Genomic DNA, 20055 nt, shown 5'->3' with positions numbered 1-20055 from the left:
TGGTTAGACTGACCGCCATGAGCCGCGCAGACAGCCCCCGCCCGACCGCCGCCCGGCGCAGCCGGCGCGCCTTCGACCGCGACCGGGCCCTGGCCGCCGCCCTCAGGGAGTTCTGGACCCACGGCTACGAGACGACCTCGATCGCCACGCTCACCGAGGCCATGGGGATCAACCCGCCCAGCCTGTACGCCGCCTTCGGCGACAAGCGCCGGCTGTTCGACGAGGCCGTGGCGCTCTACCGGCGGGAGTACGGGTTCGGCCCGCTCCAGGGGCCGGACGCCCGCACCGCCGTGGCCGCCATGCTGCGCCGTCTGGCCGCCGACTACACCGACCCGAGCCATCCGCCGGGCTGTCTGATCATCACGGGGGCCGCCAACTGCGCGCCCGGGTCGGCCGAGGTGAAAGAGGGGCTGCGGGCGATGCGCGAGGAGACCAAAGCGGCCATCGCCGCCCGCGTCCGGGCGGACATCGACGCGGGGCTGCTTGCGCCGGAGGTGGACGCCGACGGGCTCGCGTCCTACTGCGCCGCCGTCATCCAGGGGATGAACCAGCAGGCCTGCGACGGCGCGGACCGCCGCACGCTGGAACACATCGCGGAGCTGGCGATGGCGGCCTGGCCCGCGCCGCCCGCCTGACGCACGGCACGGCGAAGGGGTGGCAGCCCATGGGCTGCCACCCCTTCGCCGTGGTGCGGGGAGGGCCGGATCAGGCGGCGACCGCCTCGTCCGCGTGGCCGTGCAGACGGGCGACGACCTCGGTCAGCTGCGCGGCGACCTCGGCGTCGTCCACCGGGTGGGTCTCGGCGAAGCGGGTCACCGAGCCGGGGATGGACAGCTTGATGTCCTCGATCACCTTGCCGCCGGCGATGCCGACGGCCTTGCGGGTGTCGTCCTGCGCCCACACGCCGCCGTACTGGCCGAAGGCGGTGCCGATGACGGCGACCGGCTTGCCGCCGAAGGCGCCGGCGCCGAACGGGCGCGACAGCCAGTCGATGGCGTTCTTCAGGACGGCCGGAATGGTGCCGTTGTACTCCGGCGAGAACAGCAGGAAGGCGTCGGCGGCCTGGGCGGCCGCACGCAGCTCGGCGGCCGCGGCCGGGACGCTGCCCTCGACGTCGATGTCCTCGTTGTAGAAGGGGATGTCGGCCAGGCCCTCGAAGACCACGACCTCGGCGCCCTCCGGTGCCAGCTTGACGGCGGCCTCGGCGAGCTGACGGTTGTGGGAACCGGCGCGCAGGCTGCCGACCAGAGCGAGGATGCGAACGGACATGGGAACTCCAGGGGGTGCTGAAACACGGCTGTTACGAATCCGGACCGAGGTCCGTTTAATTTTCTATCACCCTAAGCGGACCTCGGTCCAGTTTCATTCCCGATGCTTTACGCTGACTTCATGTCCGCGCCCCTCCCGCCCGTCCCGCCGCACCAGGAGATCGCCGGCGAACCCGAGCTGCTCACCGTCGGAGCCGTCGACGACGAGCCGTGCCTGCGCGCCGACGCCGCCCGCAACCGCGCCAAACTGCTCGACGCCGCCGCCCGGCTGATCGCCGAGCACGGCGTGGCCGGCGTGACCATGGAGGCCGTGGCGGCCGCGGCCTGCGTGGGCAAGGGCACCGTCTTCCGCCGCTTCGGCGACCGCACCGGACTGCTCACCGCGCTCCTGGACCACTCCGAGCGCAAGTTCCAGGCCGCCTTCCTCAGCGGTCCGCCCCCGCTGGGCCCCGGCGCCCCGCCCGCGGAGCGGCTGCGCGCCTTCGGCTGCGCCCTGCTGCGCCGGACCGTCGACGAGCTGGAGCTGGAACTGGCCGCCGAACCCGGCCCCGACCGCCGCTATCTCGCCCCGCCGCGTCGCGTGCTGCACAGCCACGTCGCCCTGCTGCTGCGCCAGGCGGTCCCCGGAGCCGACGCCGAGCTGCTCGCCCACGCCCTGATGGGCCAGCTCAGCCCCGCCCTGGTGCACCACCTGACCCGCCAGTGCCGGATGCCCGTCGAACGCCTGGAGGCGAGCTGGGTGGACCTGGTCGACCGCGTGACCGGCGGCGGGACGCCCACTCCCTGAGCGCCGCCTCCCGGCCGCCGCGACGCCGAGCGAGCGCCGGGCCGCCGCCCACCGCCCGGCGCCGAGCGATCGCCTGACTGCCGCCCACCGCCAGGCGCCGGGCGACCGCCTGGTTGCGGACCACCGCCCGGCGCCGAGCCGGGCCCGCGCGGAGGAAGCCCAGGTCGGCGCGAGGTGCCTTCCGGCCGGTTTCGTGCAAGCGTGAACCAGGTTCCCCCGGCCGGGAGGTCCCCGCCCGCTTCTGCCAAGATGCGTACCGTCATGGTGCAGATACCGAACACGCCCCCGCCCGCGTCGCCCGCACCGCGCTCCGCCCCCACGAGCGCCGATGTGGCCCGGCTGGCCGGCGTCTCGCGCGCGACCGTCTCCTACGTCCTGAACAACACCAGCTCGGTGCGGATCAGCGACGCCACCCGCCGCCGCGTGCACGAGGCCGCGAGGGAACTCGGCTACGTCCCCCACGCGGGCGCCCGCAGCCTGCGCGCCGGGCACAGCCGCATGGTCCTGATGCCCGCCCCGGCCGTCCCCGTCGGCCCGCTCTACAGCCGCTTCCTCAACGAGCTGCAGTGGGCGCTCGGCCGGCTGGACTACACGGTCGTCCAGTACGGCACCCTCGGCGTCCAGGGCGACGAGGCCGCCCGCGCCTGGGCCGAACTGCGCCCCGTCGCCGTCCTGGTCCCCGGCACCGGACTCGGCCCCGACGACGTCGCCGTGCTCAAGCGGGCCGGCGCCCGCGCCGTCCTCACCCTCGGCTCCGAGACCGTCGAGGGCGCCCACGCCCTGCTGCTCGACCACGAGGGCGTCGGCCACGCCGCCGCGACCCACCTGTACGCGCGCGGCCGGCGCCGCATCGGCGTCGTCGTCCCCGAGGAGACGGGCCTGGAGCCCTTCTCCCGCCCCCGCCTGGAGGGCGTGCAGCGCGCCCTGCGGGGCACCGACGCCACGGTCACCCCGCTGCCCCTCGCCTACGAGGAGGAGCCCGCCGCCCGGCTCGCCGCGCGCTGGGGCGCCCTCGGCCTGGACGCCGTGTTCGCCTACAACGACGAGTACGCGATGCTGCTGATGCGCGCCCTGCAGGACGAGGGCGTGCGCGTGCCCGAGGACACGGCCGTCGTCGGCGCCGACGACCTGATGCTGGGCCGGCTGCTGCGGCCGCGCCTGAGCACGGTCCACATCGAGCTGCCCTCCGGCCGCGACCTCGCCGAACTCGTCGACCGCGCGGTCCGCGAGCCGGGCGCCGCCCCCCAGATCCACCAGGTCCTCGGCGCCTCGGTGGTCCACCGCGAATCCAGCTGAGCCGTGACCGCCGGACGCGCCGCGGATTCGGCCGAGTCGTGAACGCCGGACGCGCCGCGGATTCGGCTCATCCCTGAACACCGGCTGCGCCGTGAAAAGCCGCACGCCGCCACCCCGCCCCACCGATGACCTGACGGTCCCGGTGACGACGCGCGGTGACGGCGTGCCGACGTACCCGATCGCGGTGGCTGGGTCCTACTCGGCCTGGCCGTTCCCCTGCTGCGCGGCGATCGACTTGCGCACCTCGTCCATGTCCAGCTTGCGGGCCTGCCCGATGACATCCGCGAGCGCGGCCTCGGGCAGCGCGCCCGGCTGGGCGAAGATCGCGACCTGGTCGCGCACGATCATCAGCGTCGGGATCGACTGGATCTGGAAGGCGGCGGCCAGCTCCGGCTGCGCCTCCGTGTCGACCTTCCCGAAGACCAGGTCCGGGTTCTCCTCCGCGGCCTTCTCGTACACCGGCGCGAACTGACGGCACGGCCCGCACCAGGACGCCCAGAAGTCGATCAGGACGAAGTCGTTGTCCGTGACCATCTGGTCGAAGTTCTCCTTGGTGAGCTCCACGGTGCTGCTCATGGCGTGCTTCCCTCATTCCTGGGTCGGGGGGCGTGCGTCGGCACAACACGGCCGACCGGGTACGTATTCCGCGCACGTACCCCTGTGGCCCGCGCGCACACCTGTGTCACCTGGGTGCACGCCGGCACGACACCGGCCCACACCTGTGGCCCGCGCGCCCGCCACCCACCAGACTGACCCCATGACGGAAACGGAAACGATCGCGTACGACGTCGTGGTGCTCGGTGCCGGACCCGTGGGGGAGAACGTCGCCGACCGCACCCGCGCGGCCGGCCTCACCACCGCGGTCGTGGAGAGCGAACTCGTCGGCGGCGAATGCTCCTACTGGGCGTGCATGCCCAGCAAGGCCCTGCTGCGCCCGGTCATCGCCCGCGCCGACGCCCGCCGCACGCCCGGCCTGCGGCGCGCGGCGCAGGCCCCGCTGGACGCGGCCGAGGTGCTCGCCCACCGCACCTACGAGACCTCCGACTGGCACGACGACGGCCAGGTCCGCTGGCTGGAGGGCATCGGCGCCGACCTGTACCGCGGCCACGGCCGGCTCGCCGGCCCCCGCACGGTCGAGGTGACCGCGCCCGACGGCACCCGGCGCACGCTGACCGCCCGGCACGCGGTCGCCGTGTCCACCGGTACCCGCGCCCAGCTGCCCGACCTGCCCGGACTCGCCGAGGTGCGGCCCTGGACCAGCCGCGAGGCCACCAGCGCCAAGGAGGTGCCGGGCCGGCTGATCGTCGTCGGCGGGGGAGTGGTCGCCACCGAGATGGCCACCGCCTGGCAGGGCCTCGGCTCCCGTGTCACCCTCCTGGTCCGGGGCAAGGGCCTGCTCAACCGCATGGAGCCGTTCGCCGGCGAACTCGTCGCCGAGGCCCTCACCGAGGCCGGAGCGGACGTGCGCACCGGCACCTCGGTCGAGTCCGTCAGCCGGCGGAACGGCACCGTCGTGGCCGTCACCGGCTCCGGCGAGCGCATCGAGGCCGACGAGATCCTCTTCGCCACCGGCCGTGCCCCGCGCACCGACGACATCGGTCTGGAGACCGTCGGCCTGGAACCCGGCGGCTGGCTGGAGGTCGACGACAGCCTCCGGGTCACCGGCACCGACTGGCTGTACGCGGTCGGCGACGTCAACCACCGCGCCCTGCTCACCCACCAGGGCAAGTACCAGGCCAGGATCGCGGGCGCCGCGATCGCCGCCCGCGCCGCCGGCGACGACTCCGCCGGGGACGAGCCCTGGGGCGCGCACGCGGCCACCGCCGACCACCACGCCGTACCGCAGGTCGTGTTCACCGACCCGGAGGCCGCCGCCGTCGGCCTGTCCCTCGCCGAGGCCGAGCAGGCCGGCCACCGGGTGCGCGCCGTCGACGTGGAGATGTCCTCGGTCGCCGGCGCCGGCCTGTACGCCGACGGCTACAAGGGCCGCGCCCGCATGGTCGTCGACCTGGAGCACGAGATCCTGCGCGGGGTGACCTTCGTCGGCCCCGGCGTCGGCGAGCTCATCCACTCGGCGACGGTCGCCGTCGCCGGGCAGGTGCCCATCGGCCGGCTGTGGCACGCGGTGCCGTCCTACCCGACGCTCAGCGAGGTGTGGCTGCGCCTGCTGGAGGCGTACCGCGGCTGACCGGGGGCGGGAGGGGACCGCAGCCGTGCACTGCCGGCCCGCCGCGGACTGCTGTACCGCCGGCCCGCGGCGGGCTGGTGTACGGCCGGTCCGCAGCGGGCTGGCGTACGGCCGGTCCGCGGCGGGCTGGTGTACGGCGGGTCCGCGGCGGAGGTGGCCGGGCCGGCTACTCCAGGGACACCAGCTCCAGGTACTCCTCGCTCCACAGGTCCTCGTCCGCGTCCGGCAGCAGCAGCACCCGGTCCGGGCGCAGCGCCTCGATCGCGCCCGGGTCGTGGGTGACCATGACGATCGCCCCCGGGTAGGTGCCGACCGCGGACAGCACCTCGGCCCGGGAGGCGGGGTCGAGGTTGTTGGTGGGCTCGTCGAGCAGCAGCACGTTGGCGCCGGAGTGGACGAGCCCGGCCAGCGCCAGCCGGGTCTTCTCCCCGCCGGAGAGGACGCCGACCGGCTTGTCGGCGTCGTCCCCGGCGAACAGGAACGCGCCCAGCACGTGCCGCACCTCACCGTCCGTCAGCTCCAGTGCCGCCGAGGCGAGTTGCTGCCGCACGGTCAACGATCCGTCCAGCAGGTCGTGTTCCTGAGCGAAGTAGCCGAGCCGGAGCCCGTGCCCGGGTACGATCCGCCCGCTGTCGGGCGCGTCCTGCCCGGCGAGGATCCGCAACAGGGTCGTCTTTCCGGCCCCGTTGGGCCCGAGCACGACGAGCCGGCTGCCCCGGTCGACGGCCAGGTCCACGCCCGACAGCACCCGCTGGTCGCCGTATGCCTTGGTGAGGCTGATCGCGCCGAGCGGGATCCGGCCGCACGGGGCCGGCTCGGGCAGCCGGATCCGCGCGGTCCGCTCGGTCCGGCGCTCCGGTTCCAGACCGGCGAGCATACGGTCGGCGCGGCGCGCCATGTTCCGCGCGGAGGTCGCCGTCGCCACCCGCGCCCGCATCTTGTCCGCCTGCGCGTGCAACGCGGCCGCCTTGCGCTCGGCGTTCGCCCGCTCGCGCGTGCGGCGCCGCTCGTCGGCGTCCCGCTGGGCGAGGTAGGTGTGCCAGCCGGTGTTGTGGACGTCGATCGTGGCGCGCCGCGGGTCGAGGTGGAAGACCCGGTTGACGGTGGCGGCGAGCAGGGACTCGTCGTGGCTGATCAGCACCAGTCCGCCCTGGTGGGAGGCGAGGAAGCCGCGCAGCCAGCCGATCGAGTCCGCGTCGAGGTGGTTGGTCGGCTCGTCCAGCAGCAGGGTGCCGTGCTCGGCGAACAGGATCCGCGCCAGCTCCACCCGGCGCCGCTGCCCGCCCGACAGCGCGCCGAGCGGCCGGTCGAGGAGTCGTCCGGGCAGCCCGAGACCGGCGGCGATCTTCGCCGCCTCCGCCTCGGCCGCGTATCCGCCGCGGGCCTGGAAGTCGGCCTCGGCGCGGACGTAGGCGTGCATCGCCCGCTCCTCGCCGCCGGCCATGGCGGCCTCCGCGCGCCGCAGCCGGCGTACGGCCTCGTCGAGGCCACGGGCGGACAGGATCCGGTCGGTCACGGTGGTGGCCGGGTCGGCGGCGCGGGAGTCCTGCGGGAGGTACCCGACCGCTCCGGTACGGGTCACGGTCCCGGCGGCCGGGCGCCGCACCCCGGCCAGGGTGCCGAGCAGGGTGGTCTTTCCGGCGCCGTTGCGGCCGACCAGGCCGATGCGGTCGCCGGGGGAGACGTGGAAGGAGATGCCGGACAGCAGCAGACGCGCGCCGACGCGCACGTCGACATCACGAAGGGTGATCACGAGAAGACGCTCCGAACAAGCAAGAGGACACACGGGTGGCGTGGAAGCGGGTCCTCAGCTAGGAAGTGCGGGGCGTCGACATGAGGTCAGGCTAACGGAGGCGGCGGGCGGGCCGCCTCCGGATTTCCGCCTCGGAGGCCGGCGTCGGGTACCGGCGATGGCCACCGGGCGACCGGCGGTGGGGCTCAGCGGGGCAGCTCGAAGCCGAGTTCCCGCGCGGCGGCCTCGGGCGTCGGCTGGGTCCAGCGCCGGGCCATGGCCTCGTACGACGCGAGGGAGCGCGGCTCGGCGCGGTCCAGGTACAGCGTGCCGTCCAGGTGGTCCGTCTCGTGCTGGACGATCCGCGCCGGCCAGCCGGCGAACACCTCGTCGACGGCCCGGCCGTGCTCGTCCTCGCCGGTGAGCCGGACGCGGGCGTGCCGCGCCACCACGGCCTGCCAGCCGGGCACGCTGAGGCACCCCTCGTAGAACGCGGCGCGTTCGGCGCCGACGGGCTCGTACGACGGGTTGACCAGCACCCGGAACGGCTGCGGCACGCGCCCCCGGGCCAGCCGGACCTCCTCCGTCACCGGCGCCGGATCCTCGATGACCGCGATCCGCAGCGGAACCCCGACCTGCGGCGCGGCCAGCCCGACGCCGGGTGCCGCGCGCATGGTGACGCGCAGCGCCTCGACGAAGCGGGCCAGCAGTCCGGAGCCGAGTTGCCCCTCATAGCGCTCGGTTCCGCGGCGCAGTACGGGGTCGCCGGCGGCGACGATGGGCAAGGGGCCGCCGGGGGCGAGCAGTGCCTCGACGCGTTCGGTGAGGGGCGCCTGCGGCGCCTGGTCAGCGGGAAGGGCCATCACGCCAGCATGCCATGGCACGGAGGGGCCGGGGGCTCCCTCCGTGCCATGGCGGTGTGCTCAGTCCTGCGGGTCCTCCGCGTCCTGCGGGAACTCGCCGGCGAGGGCGGAGGCGATCCGCAGATGCGTCTCGGCCTCCTCGCCGCGACCCTGCCGTTCGAGCGTGCGGCCCAGCATCAGCCGGGCGTAGTGCTCCACCGGGTCCCGCTCCACGATGACGCGCAACTCGCTCTCGGCGCGGCGCAGTTGAGCGGAGTGGTAGTAGGCGCGAGCCAGCAGCAGCCGCGGTCCGGTCTGCTCCGGCACCTCCTCGACGAGCGGGGCCAGCACCCGCGCCGCGGCGGCGTAGTCCTTGGCACCGAAGAACATCCGGGCGCGCTCCCAGCGCTCCGCGGGCGTCCCGTGGGTGTAGTACTCCGCCTCCTGCGTCTGCGCCTGCTGGATCAGCGCCTCCTGCGTCTGCGGCTTCTGCGTCTGCGACTCGTGCGTCGCGTCGAACGTCGTCTGCACGGCGACCTCCTTCGGGCGCGACAACCGGGCAGGTTGGTTGAATATTCCACTACCTCTTCTGGTCGGGGTGTGCCTGGTCGGGATCCGCCTGGTCGGGGTCCGCCTGCCGGGGGCGGTGTCCGGCGGCGGCCAGCTCGGCGTTCGCGCGTTCGGCGACCAGGGCGAGGACCCGGCCGGCCGCGGCCAGGTCGGCCTCGGGGATGCCGGCCCAGATCCGTGCGGAGGCCTGCGCGGTCTCGGCGGCCCCGGCGGCGTACACCTGCCGCCCCGCCTCGGTGAGACGGACCGCTCCGGAGTCGTCGACGGCGAGGAGCCCGCGGCCGGCCAGCTCCTCGACGGTCCGCTCCACCTGTGTGGCGGAGACCTTGACGGCGTCGACGACGACCTGGACAAGCTGTGCACGGGAGGGCGGCTCGTCGGCCGTGGCGAGCGGGCGCAGGACGGTGGTCTGGAGGAAGTCCAGCCCGTGGCGGGCCATCACCTGCTCCAGGACCGCGCGGGCCGCGTAGTGGGCGAGACCGATGGCACGACTGTCGGCGAGCGGTGCGGTGGTGGTCATGACTGCTCCTCGGTGGTGTCGTCGTACAGGCCGGACGGGTCGAGCGGGGCGTCGAGCAGGGCCGTCAGCTCGCCGGTGAACTGCCAGGTGCGCGGGCTTTCGAGGCCGCCGAGCGGCTCCAGCAGCTGGTCGAGCAGTCGCTGGACGACGTCGATGGCCCGCCGGGTCGTCACCCGCCCCTGGTCGGTGAGCGCCAGCTGCACCGCGCGCGGGTCGCGCGGATCCCGGGTGCGCTCCAGCAGTCCCGCGGCTTCGAGGGAGCGGGCCAGCTTGGACACGTACAGCGGCTCCAGCCCCGTGTGGTCGGCGAGCCGCCGCTGACTGGGGCGCTCGCCGGTGCGCTGCATGCCGTGCAGTGACGCGACGAGGGAGTACTGGGCGTGGGTGAGTCCGAGCGGGGCGACCGCGCGATCGACGGCGACGCGCCACTTCGTGGACAGCCGCCACACCAGGTAGCCGGGCGTGGGCTCGGGTGATCCGTTGCTGCTGCGCATGGCAGATACAGTACATGGCTACTATATCCATGGCTACTATTTTCGGATCGCCCGCCCCAAACGACGCCGAACCGACGCCGGACGGGCGCCGGAGGGTGCGGCGAGCCGGGTCGACGACGGACCGGGGGAAGGACCGGGAGACGGACCGGGAGACGGATCGGGAGACGGACCAGGAGACGGATCGGGAGGGCGGGCGGAACCGCCCCGAACGGGTTCCGGACAGCCCGGTCGACGGACTGACGGGACTCGGTCGGCAGGACTAGTTTGTTCCGTATGAGCAATCTCGATCGCCAGGCGGTACCCGCCGTGTGCGGCGGCCGCGGCTTCGTCGTGGCGGAGCCGGTCCGTGAACTCCTCAGCCCGCGCCGCGTCCCGCTGGGCGAGTCCACAGAGGTCCGCCGGCTGCTGCCGAACCTCGGCCGACGCATGGTCGGTGCCTGGTGCTTCGTCGACCACTACGGCCCCGACGACATCGCCGACGAGCCCGGCATGCAGGTGCCGCCGCACCCGCACATGGGCCTGCAGACGGTGAGCTGGCTGCACGAGGGGGAGGTCCTGCACCGCGACTCGACGGGCAGCCTCCAGCTGATCCGCCCCAAGCAGCTGGGCCTGATGACCTCGGGCCGGGCGATCAGCCACTCGGAGGAGAGCCCGCGGTCCCACGCCCGCTTCCTGCACGGCGCGCAGCTGTGGGTGGCGCTGCCCGACGCGCACCGCCACACCGAGCCGCGGTTCGAGTACCACGCCGACCTGCCGGTCGTGACGGCACCGGGCGTGGCGGCCACGCTGATCCTCGGCGACCTGGACGGCGCGAGGTCGCCGGGCACGGCGTACACCCCGATCGTCGGCGCCGACCTCGCCCTCGCCCGCGGCGCGGACGTCCGCCTGCCGCTGGAACCGGACTTCGAGTACGCGGTGCTCTCCATGTCGGGCGAGACCCACGTGGACGGCGTGCCGCTCCTGCCCGGCTCGATGCTCTACCTGGGCTGCGGCCGCACCGAACTGCCCCTGCGCGCCGAGTCCGACGCGTCCGTGATGCTGCTGGGCGGCGAGCCGTTCGAAGAAGAACTGATCATGTTCTGGAACTGGATCGGCCGCACCCAGGAGGAGATCGAGCAGGCCCGTCGCGACTGGACGGACGGCACCCGGTTCGGCGAGGTCAAGGGCTACGACGGGGACCCGCTGCCAGCCCCGGAGCTGCCGGCGACGCCACTGAAACCCCGGGGAAGGGTGCGCTGACCAGGGAAAGGCTGATCGCTGGGTCGCGGGGAGGCAACTCACCGTTGCGCGTTGCCTTCCGCGATCCGATCGCGTTCGTGAGGGCGACGCGGCGATCGGAATTCCGCTGCCTGGCCACTGCCTCAACGACTGCCGGGCGGGCGGTCGGGTCCTCGTTCGCGGCGGTCGGGTCGTGGCGCATGACGCCGGGATCGCCGAGCGCACCGTCCTGATCGAGTTCGACAGCTTCGAGCAGGCCGTCTCGGCGCGCGCGAGTGCCGCCTACCAGGAGGCGCCGGCCACCCTCTCCGACGGCGTCGAGCGCGACTTCCGCATCGTCGAAGGCATCGACTGACTTGGTTCCGTCGCAGGTGACTGCTGCCTCACATGCGATGCGGGATCTATCGGCGGCCGCGGACAGGCGCGACACTTCGGCACCGCGGCTGGAGCGGGACGTGGTGTCCGGCCGCGAGACTCCGACAGGAGTGCGCGAGGCAGGGCCTGGCCGGACGCCGGCCTCTTCTAGGTGGCGCAGGGCGGGTCGTACGGAAGTCGGAAAACGTAACGACTCCATTGCTGCGGGCTCAGGGCGCCGGAACTCGCGGCGCAGACACGGCTGATGGCGGACTGCACGTTCAGGTCCCACAGCGTGGCCACGCCGTCGTCGGTGGTGGCGGCCAGAGTATGGCCGTCCGGGCTGAACGCCAGAACGTCGACGAATCCGGTCTCCACCGTCAGCGGCAGGCCGATGGCGGTGGGGTGATCGGGATCGGTGACGTTCCACAGGCTGATGGTGCCGTTGTCGGTGTGTCCGGCCGCTGCGAGGGTGTGTCCGTCCGGGCTGAACGCCACCGACCCCAGACTGCCGCCTGGGACGGTGAGGGGGCTGCCCCTGCGGGTGAGGTGGTGGGGGTCGGTGGCATTCCACAGGGTGACGGTGCCGCTGCTGTTTCCTGTGGCGAGCGTGTGGCCGTCCGGGCTGAAGGCCACCTGGGTGGCGTTCGGCTGGGGGATCGGCTGCCCGATGCGGACCCCTGGGTCCGTCGTGCTCCACAGGCCGACCTCGGGTTCGCTGTCGTCGCCGCCGGCGGCCAGCATCGTGCCGTCGGGGCTGAACGCCAGGGACAGGACGGAATGCGTGCGGTCGTTGGAGATGCCGGGTTGCGCGACGGGGTGGGCGGGGTCGCTGACGTCCCACAGGGCGATGCTGCCACGGAACGGCTCGTCGCCGGCCGCGGCCAGGGTGCGACCGTCGGGGCTGAACGCCAGCGCGAAGATGCTCCCGTTCGCCCCGGTGAGGGTCTCCCGGAAACGGACGGGACGGCCGGGGTCGGCGGTGTTCCACAACGTGACGGTGCCGCCGCCGTCGCCCGCGGCCAGGGTCCGCCCGTCCGGGCTGAACGCCACGGAGTTCACCGGGTGCGCGGGGCCGGTGAGCGGGTCACCGCTGGGAGCAGGGTGGTTCGGGTCGGCGGTGTTCCACAGGGAGACGGTGTTGTTCTGGTTTCCGGCGGCCAGGGTGCGGCCGTCGGGGCTGAACGCCACGGATGCCACGTTGCCGCCGGCGCCGATGATGCGGGTCGGCGGCAGACTCCACAGATCGACGTTGCCGTCGGCGTTCCCGGCGGCAAGGGTGCGGCTGTCCGGGCTGAACACCACGGCGGTCACCGAGTCGCCGGGACCGGTCAGCGGCCGGCCCAGCGGGACGATGACCCCGGGGTGGGTGACGTTCCACAGATAGACGGTGTGGTCGGCGCTGCCGGCCGCAAGCGTGTGTCCGTCCGGGCTGAACGCCACCGACATGACGGCCTGGGCGGGACCCGTCAGCGGTTTGCCCAGGGGCGCGGGGTGGCCGGGGTCCGCGACCTTCCACAGGTGGACCGTGCCCCGTTTGGCTCCGACGGCCAGGGTGCGGCCGTCGGGAGCGAACGCGAGAGAGACGACCCTCTGTCCGGCCTTGAGGGAACGGATGCGGTGGGGGTGGGCCGCGTCGGTGGTGTTCCACAAGCTGAGGGTGCCGGCGTCGTCCTCGCATGCTGCGGCCAGGGTGCGCCCGGTGGGACTGAACGCGATGCGACCGGAGAAGACGTCCGGGCAGTCGAGGTTCAGGGGCGCTCCCGAGGGGGCGACGTCGTCGGGGCGGGTGACGTCCCACAGGCTGACGAGGCCGGCGTGCCAGGCTGCGGCCAGGGTACGGCCGTCGGGGCTGAACGCCAGGGACTCGACGGAGGCCAAGGCGTCCCAGCCCTGAATGGCGGGACTCTTCAGCCGCCCGAGCAGGACGGGGTGACTGGGGCTGGTCAGGCTCCACAGGTCGACGAATCCGCCGGAACCGGCGTCGCCGTTGTGACTGGTGTGGCCGCCGACGGCCAGCACCCGGCCGTCCGGGCTGAACGCCAGCGACAGGATCGAGTTGACGGAACGGTCCACGGGCACGGGTCGGCCGAGCGCCAGCGGCCGGCCGGGATCGGAGACGTCCCACAGCCGGACGAGGTTCTGGTAGACGTTCCCGGCCGCCAGCATGTGCCCGTCGGGACTGTAGGCCACGGTGTACACCGAGCCCCGCGGACCGGGAAGCCGGGTGTCCAGCGGTGTGTTCTCCGTCGAGACGAGCCGGGACGCCGCATCCCGGGTCGGGGCCATGCGATAGGCGGTCAGCGTGAGTTGAGCGGACAGCGAGGGATCGGTCGGCGCCAGCTGCACGGCCTCGGAGGTGACAGCGGCGGTGACGGCGTCGTCGCGGGCGCGCAGGGCCTGGGCGGCGGCGTCCCGGGCGTGGGACTCCTGCCGGAAGGCGAAGACCGCGGCCAGCGAGGCGACCACCGCCAGGACGGTGATGGTGGCCACCGCGGCGCGCCGGAGCCGTTGCCCGCGCCGCTGGTGTTGGCGGGCGGCCGCGAGAAATGCCCCGGCCGCCCCGCTGAGTTCCGGCCCGTGTGTTTCGGCCCAGGCGAGCGCGGTCTCCAGCCGGTTGCCGCGGTACAGCGCGGCCGGCTCCCGGCCGGCCTGTTCCCAGAGTGCGGCCGCCTCCTCCAGATCCTGTCGTACGAGATTCCCGCTGCGGTCGTGCTCGATCCAGTCCCGCAGCCGGGGCCAGGCGCGGATGAGCACCTCGTGCGTCATCACCACCGCGTCCTGGTCCCGGGTCAGCAGCCGGCCACGGGTGAAGTCGTCGAGGACCCTGACCGCCGCCTCTCTGTCCGGCGCGTGACGCAGCAGTTCCTCGTACCGGACGCGCCGGCGGCTGTCGTCGGCGTCCCGGCCCACGATGACCAGCCGCAGGAACACCCACCGTGCGGCCTCCTGGCAGGGCGGCGGCAGGGTGTCGTAGAGCCTGTTCGCCGTGGTGGCGATGGCGCCCTGGATGCCGCCGGTGACGCGGTATCCGTCCACGGTGAGCGTGTGGCCGTGGCGCTGCTGCCAGGTGGCCCGCAGCGCGTGGGCGAGCAGCGGCAGCCGGCCCGTGGTGCGCGCACCGGCCGGTCCCGCGACCGCGCCCAGGTCCGCCAGCAGCACCTCGACCAGGCCGTCTTCGACGTCGAGGCCCACGCTGCCGGCCGGGCGGCGGATCGCGTCCTTGAGCTCGTCCTCCGTCATCGGCTCCAGCAGGACCGGTCCGGCCTGCAGCGCCGCCCGCAGCGGTGGATGGGCCGTGCACGCGGCATAGAAGTCCGCGCGGACTCCCAGCACGACGACCGCACCGCCCGTGGGGCGGGCCAGGCGGTCGAGCACGTCGATGAACCACTGCCGTTCGGCCTCGTCGCCGCAGGCCGTGAAGACCTCTTCGAACTGGTCGACCACGACGACCAGTCCCGCGGCGGGTGACCCCCCGACGGGCGCCGGGGCGCCGGCTCCGGTGGCTTCGCGCAGTTCGGCGAGGCACCGTGCGGGATCGGCCCGCCAGGCCGGTGCCCTGCGCCGGGCGGTCTCGGTGTCGAGTCCGGCGGCCGCCAGCGCCAGAGCCGGGGTTGCCGTCGGGGTCAGCAGCAGCCGCGGCCAGGTGCTCGACCCGGCCACCGGAAGCCGGCCCTCGTCCAGGGCCGGCAGCACCCCGGCCGCCAGCAGCGACGACTTCCCGGCACCCGACGGGCCGATCAGCACCAGCGGGCCGCCCTCACGCATCCGGTCGTCGATCCGCTCGCACACGAGGTGAACCATGCGCTCACGGCCGTGGAACCACTGCTTGTACTGAGCGCCGAACGGAGCCAAGCCCGGGTACGGGCACAGCACCTGGTCGGCGCCCGGCCCGGGCACGGTTCTGCGCCCTTCGTCCCCGACGCGGACATGGAGGTCACGGCCGGCCTGGAAGACGCTGCCCCCGCCACTCGCGCTCGCCTCCAGCCGTTTCGGCTGCCACGGGGGCGGCCCGTCAGGGGGCGGGACGTCGGTGCTGCGTTCGGTCACGCCTGTCCGCCTCTGGTGACGGTCATGTCCCGGCCGGCCTGGAACGCGTCGCCGCCGCGGACGTGTGCCTCCAGCGTCATCGAGCCCGAGATCTGCTGCTCCGTGGCTGCGGCGCCGCGTGGTTCGGTGCCGAACAGGGCGCGCAGCTCGTCGACTGCGTCCGGCCGTGTCGCCATCAGCCGGAGAAGGCGGGCCTGCCATTCCGTGACCAGCAGCCCCTGGAGCTCCTGGCGGTCGCCGGCCTGCCGGGCCTGAAGCAACTCGCCGCGTGCGTCCGTGAGTTCCTCCTCGACGCGCTCCGGGTGCGCGGACCGCCACAGCGACAGGACCGAGGACTTGACCGCGGCCCAGCCGTCCGTCGCCAGCAGGTCGATCAGGCGCGCCGCGGCCGCCGATGCCAGGCCGGCGAGTTCCACACTCGTCTCCATGTCCGCTCCTTGTCCCTTACCGCGTGTGGGCCGCGATCGCGGTCAGCGTCAGATGGGAGGCGACGAACACGCGGTCGCCGCCCACCGTCCAGCGGAACCCCCCGTCCGGCTGCCCGGGATCGCTGTATCTCCATCGGGCCCGGCCGGTGGCCGCGTCGATGGCCCACAGGGTCTTGGCGGTGTCGGTGGCGAAGACGGTGTCGGCCGAACACCGGGCGCTCCTGCCGGAAATCCTCGAGGCGGCGTTGAACATGTTGGAACCGCCCATGTCGTCGGCCCCGTCGAGCGTCGCGACCCATCGGGGTGTGCCGTCGGCCGCGGCCAGGGCGACCAGGTCGGCGCCGACCGGCACGTAGACGGTCGTCCCGTCCAGGGCCGCGAAGGGGGTACCGATCTTGACCTGGTCCCCGCTCTTCGATTCGAACAGCTGATGCCACTTCTCGGTGCCCGTGGCCGCGTCGACGGCGAACAGCGTGTCGCCCTTGCCCCCCGCGAACAGGAACAGCCCGGCGGCGTAGCACGTCAGCGGCCAGCCGGGGTTGAAGTAGAACCCGGCGTCCGGGATGGACACCTTCCAGCCGCGGGCGCCCTTCCGGCCGGCGTCGATCATCTGGACGCGTCCGGGTTCGCTGCCCGGGACGGCCGAGGTGGCCAGCAGGTGGGAACCGATGGGCGGCACCAGCACGTTGTTGATGTCCGTGCCCTTGACCCCCCACAGTCCCTTGCCGGTCGCCGCATCGAACGCACGGATGTAGCCGGTGGTCGGAGACTTGGCCGAGAACGGCTTGGAGAGCTGAAGCAACGTCCCGCACACGTACACGGTGTTCCCCGCGACTGCCACGTAGTGGCTCAGGTAATAGCCCGAGCGAGCGTCGCCGCCGGGATCCACCTCGGCCATCCTGGTCGCCCACTTCACCTTCCCGCTCGCGGCGTCGAACGCCGCCAGCAGACCTGACTGACGTGGTGTGTCGCAGAGCAGGTAGAACACTCCGTCCGCGTACGCCGTCGGGTACTTGTCCATGCTCGTGCCGAAGTCGTTCGTCGTGTTCAGCTGGGGGAAGACGGTTTTCCCGGTCGCGGCGTCCAGGAAGGACGTGGCGCTGCCCGTGACCACCATGACCACCTTGTCGGAGGCTTCCAGGCAGGTGGGGGCGTGCTTGCCGGCGCCCGACCACGCCTTGGTGGCGTCGGGTCCCGCCAGCACGATCGGTTCCGGGCCGTCCGTCGAGGACGGCGACACGGAAGAGGACGGCGTGGGACGCCCGGCCGACGGAGAGCCGGGCCGCGTGGTGGGTCGGGGCCCGCCGGCCCGGCCCTCGGGCGTCGGCGACGAGTCGCCGGAGAAGGCGAGGGCTGCCGCGCCCCCGCCGAGCACGGCCGCGCCCCCGGCGAGACCGATGAGCAGCTTGCGGCGGCTCATACCCGAGCCGGCAGCGCTCGTCGGCGGCGCAGGGAACGGGCCACGGCCGCCGCCCCCGGCGGAGACCGAGCCGAGGGCCGCGGTCGCGGCGGCCAGGTCGGCGCTGACCGCCGGAGGCAGCCAACTACCCTGAAGGGACGGCAGGTTCTGGCGCCTGAGGTAGTCGACGAGTTGCTCCGCGGTGGGGCGGTCCGGCGGTTCCGGGTACAGGCAGCCGCCGATCACCTCGCGCAGCGACACCGGGAGGGCGTCGGTGTCCGGCTCGTCTCCGGAAGCCGCGAACAGCACGGTCGCCCCGAGGCCGAACACGTCGTCCGTCGGTGCGGGTGCGGGGCTGCGGGTGGCTCCCACGATTCCCAGAGCGGAGATGCGGGGCCCGTCCATGGTCAGCAGCACCGAGTCGGGGTTCACCTCGCCGTGGACCGTCCCGGCCGCGTGGAGTGCGGCCAGCGCCCGGCCGAGGCCGTCGGCGAGCACCCGCAGAGCCGGCTCGGACAGCGGACCGTGGCGGTCGACCGCCTGCCGCAGCGGCAGTCCCGCGGCGAACGCGGTCGCCAGCCAGGGAACCGGTGCGTCGGCGTCGGCATCGACCACCGGGAGGAGGAAGGCATCGGACAGCGGCCGTGCCGCCTCGACGGCGGCTCGTAACCGATCCCGGAACCCGGGGGTCGAGGCGAGCTCCGGTCTCACGATCGTCACCGTGACGAGGCGCCCCTCGTCCGTGCGGGCGGCGAAGACGTCGCCTCCGCCGACCGTGCTCTGTCGTCCGAGCAGCGCATAAGGCCCGATCCGCCGAACACCGTCCGCTTCGGAGTGATCCATCGCCCGCTCCTCACGCCAGTCTGATCGTCTGGTCACGGGCCGCCTGGTAGGCGCTTCCCCCGCCGGACACATGGGCCGTCATGGTGATCGACGGCTCCGGGGCGGTGGCCGGCTCCGTGCCCTGCCCGGGCACTTCGGCGGGGCCGGTACCGGTGTCGGACAGCAGAGCGGTCACCGCGTCCCCCAGGTGCCGCAGCCCGTCCGGCAGATGGGTCTCCGGCACGCGCAGGAACTGCAGGCGCGCCAGTTCCGCGATCTCGGCCGGCAGTGCGGCGGCGTCGGGCAGCATCGTCGTGTCACCCAGAAGGACCGGGACGACGCGGTTCCCCGCCCGCAGAGCCGTCGCGATCTCCACGCGGACCCAGTCGTGAGGCCGGTCCAGGAGCCGCACCCCGTCTTCGCCTCTCGCGTCGAGCCACCCCGGCCCGATCAGTACGCACATGAGCTCGCACTCGGCGGCCTGCCGGCGCAGGATCCCGGCGAAATCCGCCCCGGGCGGTATCGACTGGCCCGACTTGAAGATCTCTGCGGCACCCAGGCGGTCGGACAGCGCGCGGTAGACGCGGTCCCGCATCCACCGGGAGTCCGGTTTGCGAAAGCTGAGGAAGACGCGCGGCACAAGTGCCCCCTCTCCGGCAGGCGTTGACGTCAGGCATCGTGCTCACCCTAGGGGCGGAGTACACGCACGGCGGGTTTTCACAGCGGATTGAATAACTGCCGCAAGGCTCCGTACGCTGGCTGGTATGGACCCGGTGGACAGCGCGGCAGTGACGGCCGCCGCAGGGGGACGGACCGGCACACGTCTGCCGCCGGGGGACTTCGGCGTCGTCCTGGCCACACTCCGCGCACGTCGGGGGTGGACCGTGCGCGAGCTCTCCCGGCGAGCGAATGTCTCCGAAGGGCAGATCTGCAATCTGGAGAGCGGGGTGCGCAACCCGACGCCCGCTGTGGCGGCGGCATGCGACGCGGCCTTCGGCACCGGCGGAGCACTCGTCGAACGGGCCGAGGCCGGCCGCCGCGGCACCCGGGCCGAGAGCCTGGTCGATGCCGGCCCTGTCGTCGCCGGATACGAGCGGGTCCTGCGGGAGCTGAAGGACATCGGCAGATCCACCGGACCCAGGTTCGTCACCGCCTCGATGAAGTCGGCCACGCGGACCCTGACGGACGCCGCTCAGCTCGCCGTGGGGGAGCAGCGTGCCGAGATCTGGCTGCTGGCCTCGAAGTTCGCCGAGTACGCCGGGTGGATGGCGCAGGAGGCGGGAAACCCCGCCGAGGCGTTGCGCTGGACGCATCTCGCTGTCCGCTGGGGTGCACAGGGAGGAGACGAGACGGTGGCCGCCTATGCGCTGGTCCGCAAGGCGTTCATCGCCCAGCACCGCGGTGACACCGATGCGGCGATCGGATGTGCCGACCAGGCGGCCGGACACCCGGCGGCCAACCCGGTGATCCGCGCGCACGCCGCGCGACGCGCGGCCCAGGGGTATGCGCACCGTGGCGACGCGATCGCCTGCTGGGAGGCACTGGAGCGGTTCAGATGTCACGCCGCCGAGGCCGTCGACGACCGGACTCCGCACTGGGGCCCGCGTACCGAGAACGGCAACCCTGGGCTCATCGAGGCGTCCTGCCTGCTCAGCCTCCGTGACTTCGAACAGGCCGCCGATCTCTTCGAAGCCGAGCGCCGGCGCCGGCCGGCCGTCCCCGGGGACAGCAACTCGCAGGCCCGCTTCGCGGTTCGGCACGCGACAGCCCTGGCCGGTGTCGGCCGCCTCGACGACGCCTGTCAGCTCGTGGCGGCAACGCTGCCCGTGATCAGGCGCATCGACTCGGCCACCGCCTCCGCGGAGCTGGGTCGTTTCGTGGAACAGGCCCGGACCCAGAGGTCCGCCCCGGGCCAACGGGCCCTCATCGAGGCATCGGCCGCCCTCGCGACCGGCTGACGGCTGCGAGCGGGGAACCGACGATCCCGCCGGCCGCGGCACTCGTTGCCGCGCCGTTCACCGTGCAACCTTGTCGCAACTCTGTGGCTGGATCGCCGACCGTCTCACTCATGGGGTCACATCCGCGTG

The 20055-nt window shown here is 73.5% G+C and carries 17 protein-coding genes and 1 pseudogene; 7 read left to right on the top strand and 11 right to left on the bottom strand.

Annotation, left to right across the window (positions count from 1 at the left end):
- Positions 1–17: 17 nt before the first annotated feature.
- A complete protein-coding gene (locus ACF1AL_RS03865) occupies positions 18–635 on the top strand; it encodes a TetR/AcrR family transcriptional regulator (RefSeq protein WP_384202510.1) in 618 nt (205 codons plus the stop codon).
- Between the two features lie 70 nt (positions 636–705).
- On the opposite strand, the gene ACF1AL_RS03860 is transcribed toward ACF1AL_RS03865, so the two are convergent.
- Positions 706–1269 carry an NAD(P)H-dependent oxidoreductase gene (locus tag ACF1AL_RS03860; RefSeq protein WP_366839629.1) on the bottom strand — a complete coding sequence of 188 codons (564 nt, stop codon included), beginning with the start codon at positions 1267–1269 and terminating at the stop codon, positions 706–708.
- A 120-nt stretch (positions 1270–1389) separates the two neighbouring features.
- Between ACF1AL_RS03860 and ACF1AL_RS03855 the strand changes: the two genes are divergently transcribed.
- Positions 1390–2055 carry a TetR/AcrR family transcriptional regulator gene (locus tag ACF1AL_RS03855; protein ID WP_391705841.1) on the top strand — a complete coding sequence of 222 codons (666 nt, stop codon included), beginning with the start codon at positions 1390–1392 and terminating at the stop codon, positions 2053–2055.
- A 249-nt stretch (positions 2056–2304) separates the two neighbouring features.
- Entirely contained in the window at positions 2305–3351 is a 1047-nt protein-coding gene (locus ACF1AL_RS03850; RefSeq protein ID WP_391779997.1) for a LacI family DNA-binding transcriptional regulator, read from the top strand.
- A gap of 195 nt (positions 3352–3546) precedes the next feature.
- On the opposite strand, the gene trxA is transcribed toward ACF1AL_RS03850, so the two are convergent.
- Complete coding sequence (gene trxA / locus ACF1AL_RS03845; protein WP_366839625.1) at positions 3547–3927, bottom strand: thioredoxin; 381 nt, start codon at positions 3925–3927, stop codon at positions 3547–3549.
- Positions 3928–4108: 181 nt separating this feature from the next.
- Here trxA and ACF1AL_RS03840 point away from each other — a divergent pair, with 181 nt between their 5' ends.
- Entirely contained in the window at positions 4109–5539 is a 1431-nt protein-coding gene (locus ACF1AL_RS03840; protein ID WP_391661502.1) for a dihydrolipoyl dehydrogenase family protein, read from the top strand.
- 166 nt (positions 5540–5705) lie between these two features.
- Here ACF1AL_RS03840 and ACF1AL_RS03835 read toward each other — a convergent pair whose 3' ends face one another.
- The 5 genes from ACF1AL_RS03835 to ACF1AL_RS03815 form a co-directional block, all read right to left on the bottom strand.
- Positions 5706–7292 carry an ABC-F family ATP-binding cassette domain-containing protein gene (locus ACF1AL_RS03835; RefSeq protein ID WP_391779998.1) on the bottom strand — a complete coding sequence of 529 codons (1587 nt, stop codon included), beginning with the start codon at positions 7290–7292 and terminating at the stop codon, positions 5706–5708.
- 185 nt (positions 7293–7477) lie between these two features.
- Complete coding sequence (locus tag ACF1AL_RS03830; RefSeq protein ID WP_391779999.1) at positions 7478–8134, bottom strand: peptide deformylase; 657 nt, start codon at positions 8132–8134, stop codon at positions 7478–7480.
- Positions 8135–8194: 60 nt separating this feature from the next.
- The gene (locus ACF1AL_RS03825; RefSeq protein ID WP_366839692.1) at positions 8195–8503 is read right to left on the bottom strand and encodes a tetratricopeptide repeat protein; all 309 of its coding nucleotides are present in this window, start codon (positions 8501–8503) and stop codon (positions 8195–8197) included.
- A 190-nt stretch (positions 8504–8693) separates the two neighbouring features.
- On the bottom strand, positions 8694–9203 hold the full coding sequence (locus ACF1AL_RS03820; protein ID WP_391780000.1) for a MarR family transcriptional regulator: 510 nt from the start codon (positions 9201–9203) through the stop codon (positions 8694–8696).
- Positions 9200–9697 carry a MarR family winged helix-turn-helix transcriptional regulator gene (locus ACF1AL_RS03815; protein ID WP_391780001.1) on the bottom strand — a complete coding sequence of 166 codons (498 nt, stop codon included), beginning with the start codon at positions 9695–9697 and terminating at the stop codon, positions 9200–9202. The genes ACF1AL_RS03820 and ACF1AL_RS03815 overlap by 4 nt, the downstream gene beginning before the upstream one ends.
- A 273-nt stretch (positions 9698–9970) precedes the next feature.
- On the opposite strand from ACF1AL_RS03815, the gene ACF1AL_RS03810 reads away from it, so the two are divergent.
- Positions 9971–10936, top strand: coding sequence for a pirin family protein (locus tag ACF1AL_RS03810; protein ID WP_366839619.1), 966 nt, complete (start codon positions 9971–9973; stop codon positions 10934–10936).
- 139 nt (positions 10937–11075) lie between these two features.
- A pseudogene (locus ACF1AL_RS03805) lies at positions 11076–11270 on the top strand (DUF1330 domain-containing protein); the annotation flags it as partial.
- Positions 11271–11437: 167 nt separating this feature from the next.
- Here ACF1AL_RS03805 and ACF1AL_RS03800 read toward each other — a convergent pair.
- The 4 genes from ACF1AL_RS03800 to ACF1AL_RS03785 are packed head-to-tail and all read right to left on the bottom strand — an operon-like array spanning position 11438 to position 18608.
- Entirely contained in the window at positions 11438–15319 is a 3882-nt protein-coding gene (locus ACF1AL_RS03800; protein ID WP_391780002.1) for a hypothetical protein, read from the bottom strand.
- A complete protein-coding gene (locus tag ACF1AL_RS03795) occupies positions 15316–15747 on the bottom strand; it encodes a hypothetical protein (RefSeq protein WP_391661512.1) in 432 nt (143 codons plus the stop codon). The genes ACF1AL_RS03800 and ACF1AL_RS03795 overlap by 4 nt, the downstream gene beginning before the upstream one ends.
- 16 nt (positions 15748–15763) lie before the next feature.
- Positions 15764–17989 carry a PQQ-binding-like beta-propeller repeat protein gene (locus ACF1AL_RS03790; protein ID WP_391780003.1) on the bottom strand — a complete coding sequence of 742 codons (2226 nt, stop codon included), beginning with the start codon at positions 17987–17989 and terminating at the stop codon, positions 15764–15766.
- A 10-nt stretch (positions 17990–17999) separates the two neighbouring features.
- Positions 18000–18608 carry a toll/interleukin-1 receptor domain-containing protein gene (locus ACF1AL_RS03785; protein WP_391780004.1) on the bottom strand — a complete coding sequence of 203 codons (609 nt, stop codon included), beginning with the start codon at positions 18606–18608 and terminating at the stop codon, positions 18000–18002.
- A gap of 124 nt (positions 18609–18732) precedes the next feature.
- Here ACF1AL_RS03785 and ACF1AL_RS03780 point away from each other — a divergent pair, with 124 nt between their 5' ends.
- Entirely contained in the window at positions 18733–19926 is a 1194-nt protein-coding gene (locus ACF1AL_RS03780; RefSeq protein WP_391705811.1) for a helix-turn-helix domain-containing protein, read from the top strand.
- Positions 19927–20055 lie beyond the last annotated feature (129 nt).

Source organism: Streptomyces sp. NPDC014801 (genome assembly GCF_043082085.1).
GTDB lineage: Bacteria > Actinomycetota > Actinomycetes > Streptomycetales > Streptomycetaceae > Streptomyces.
This window is presented reverse-complemented; position numbering and strand designations above follow the sequence as displayed.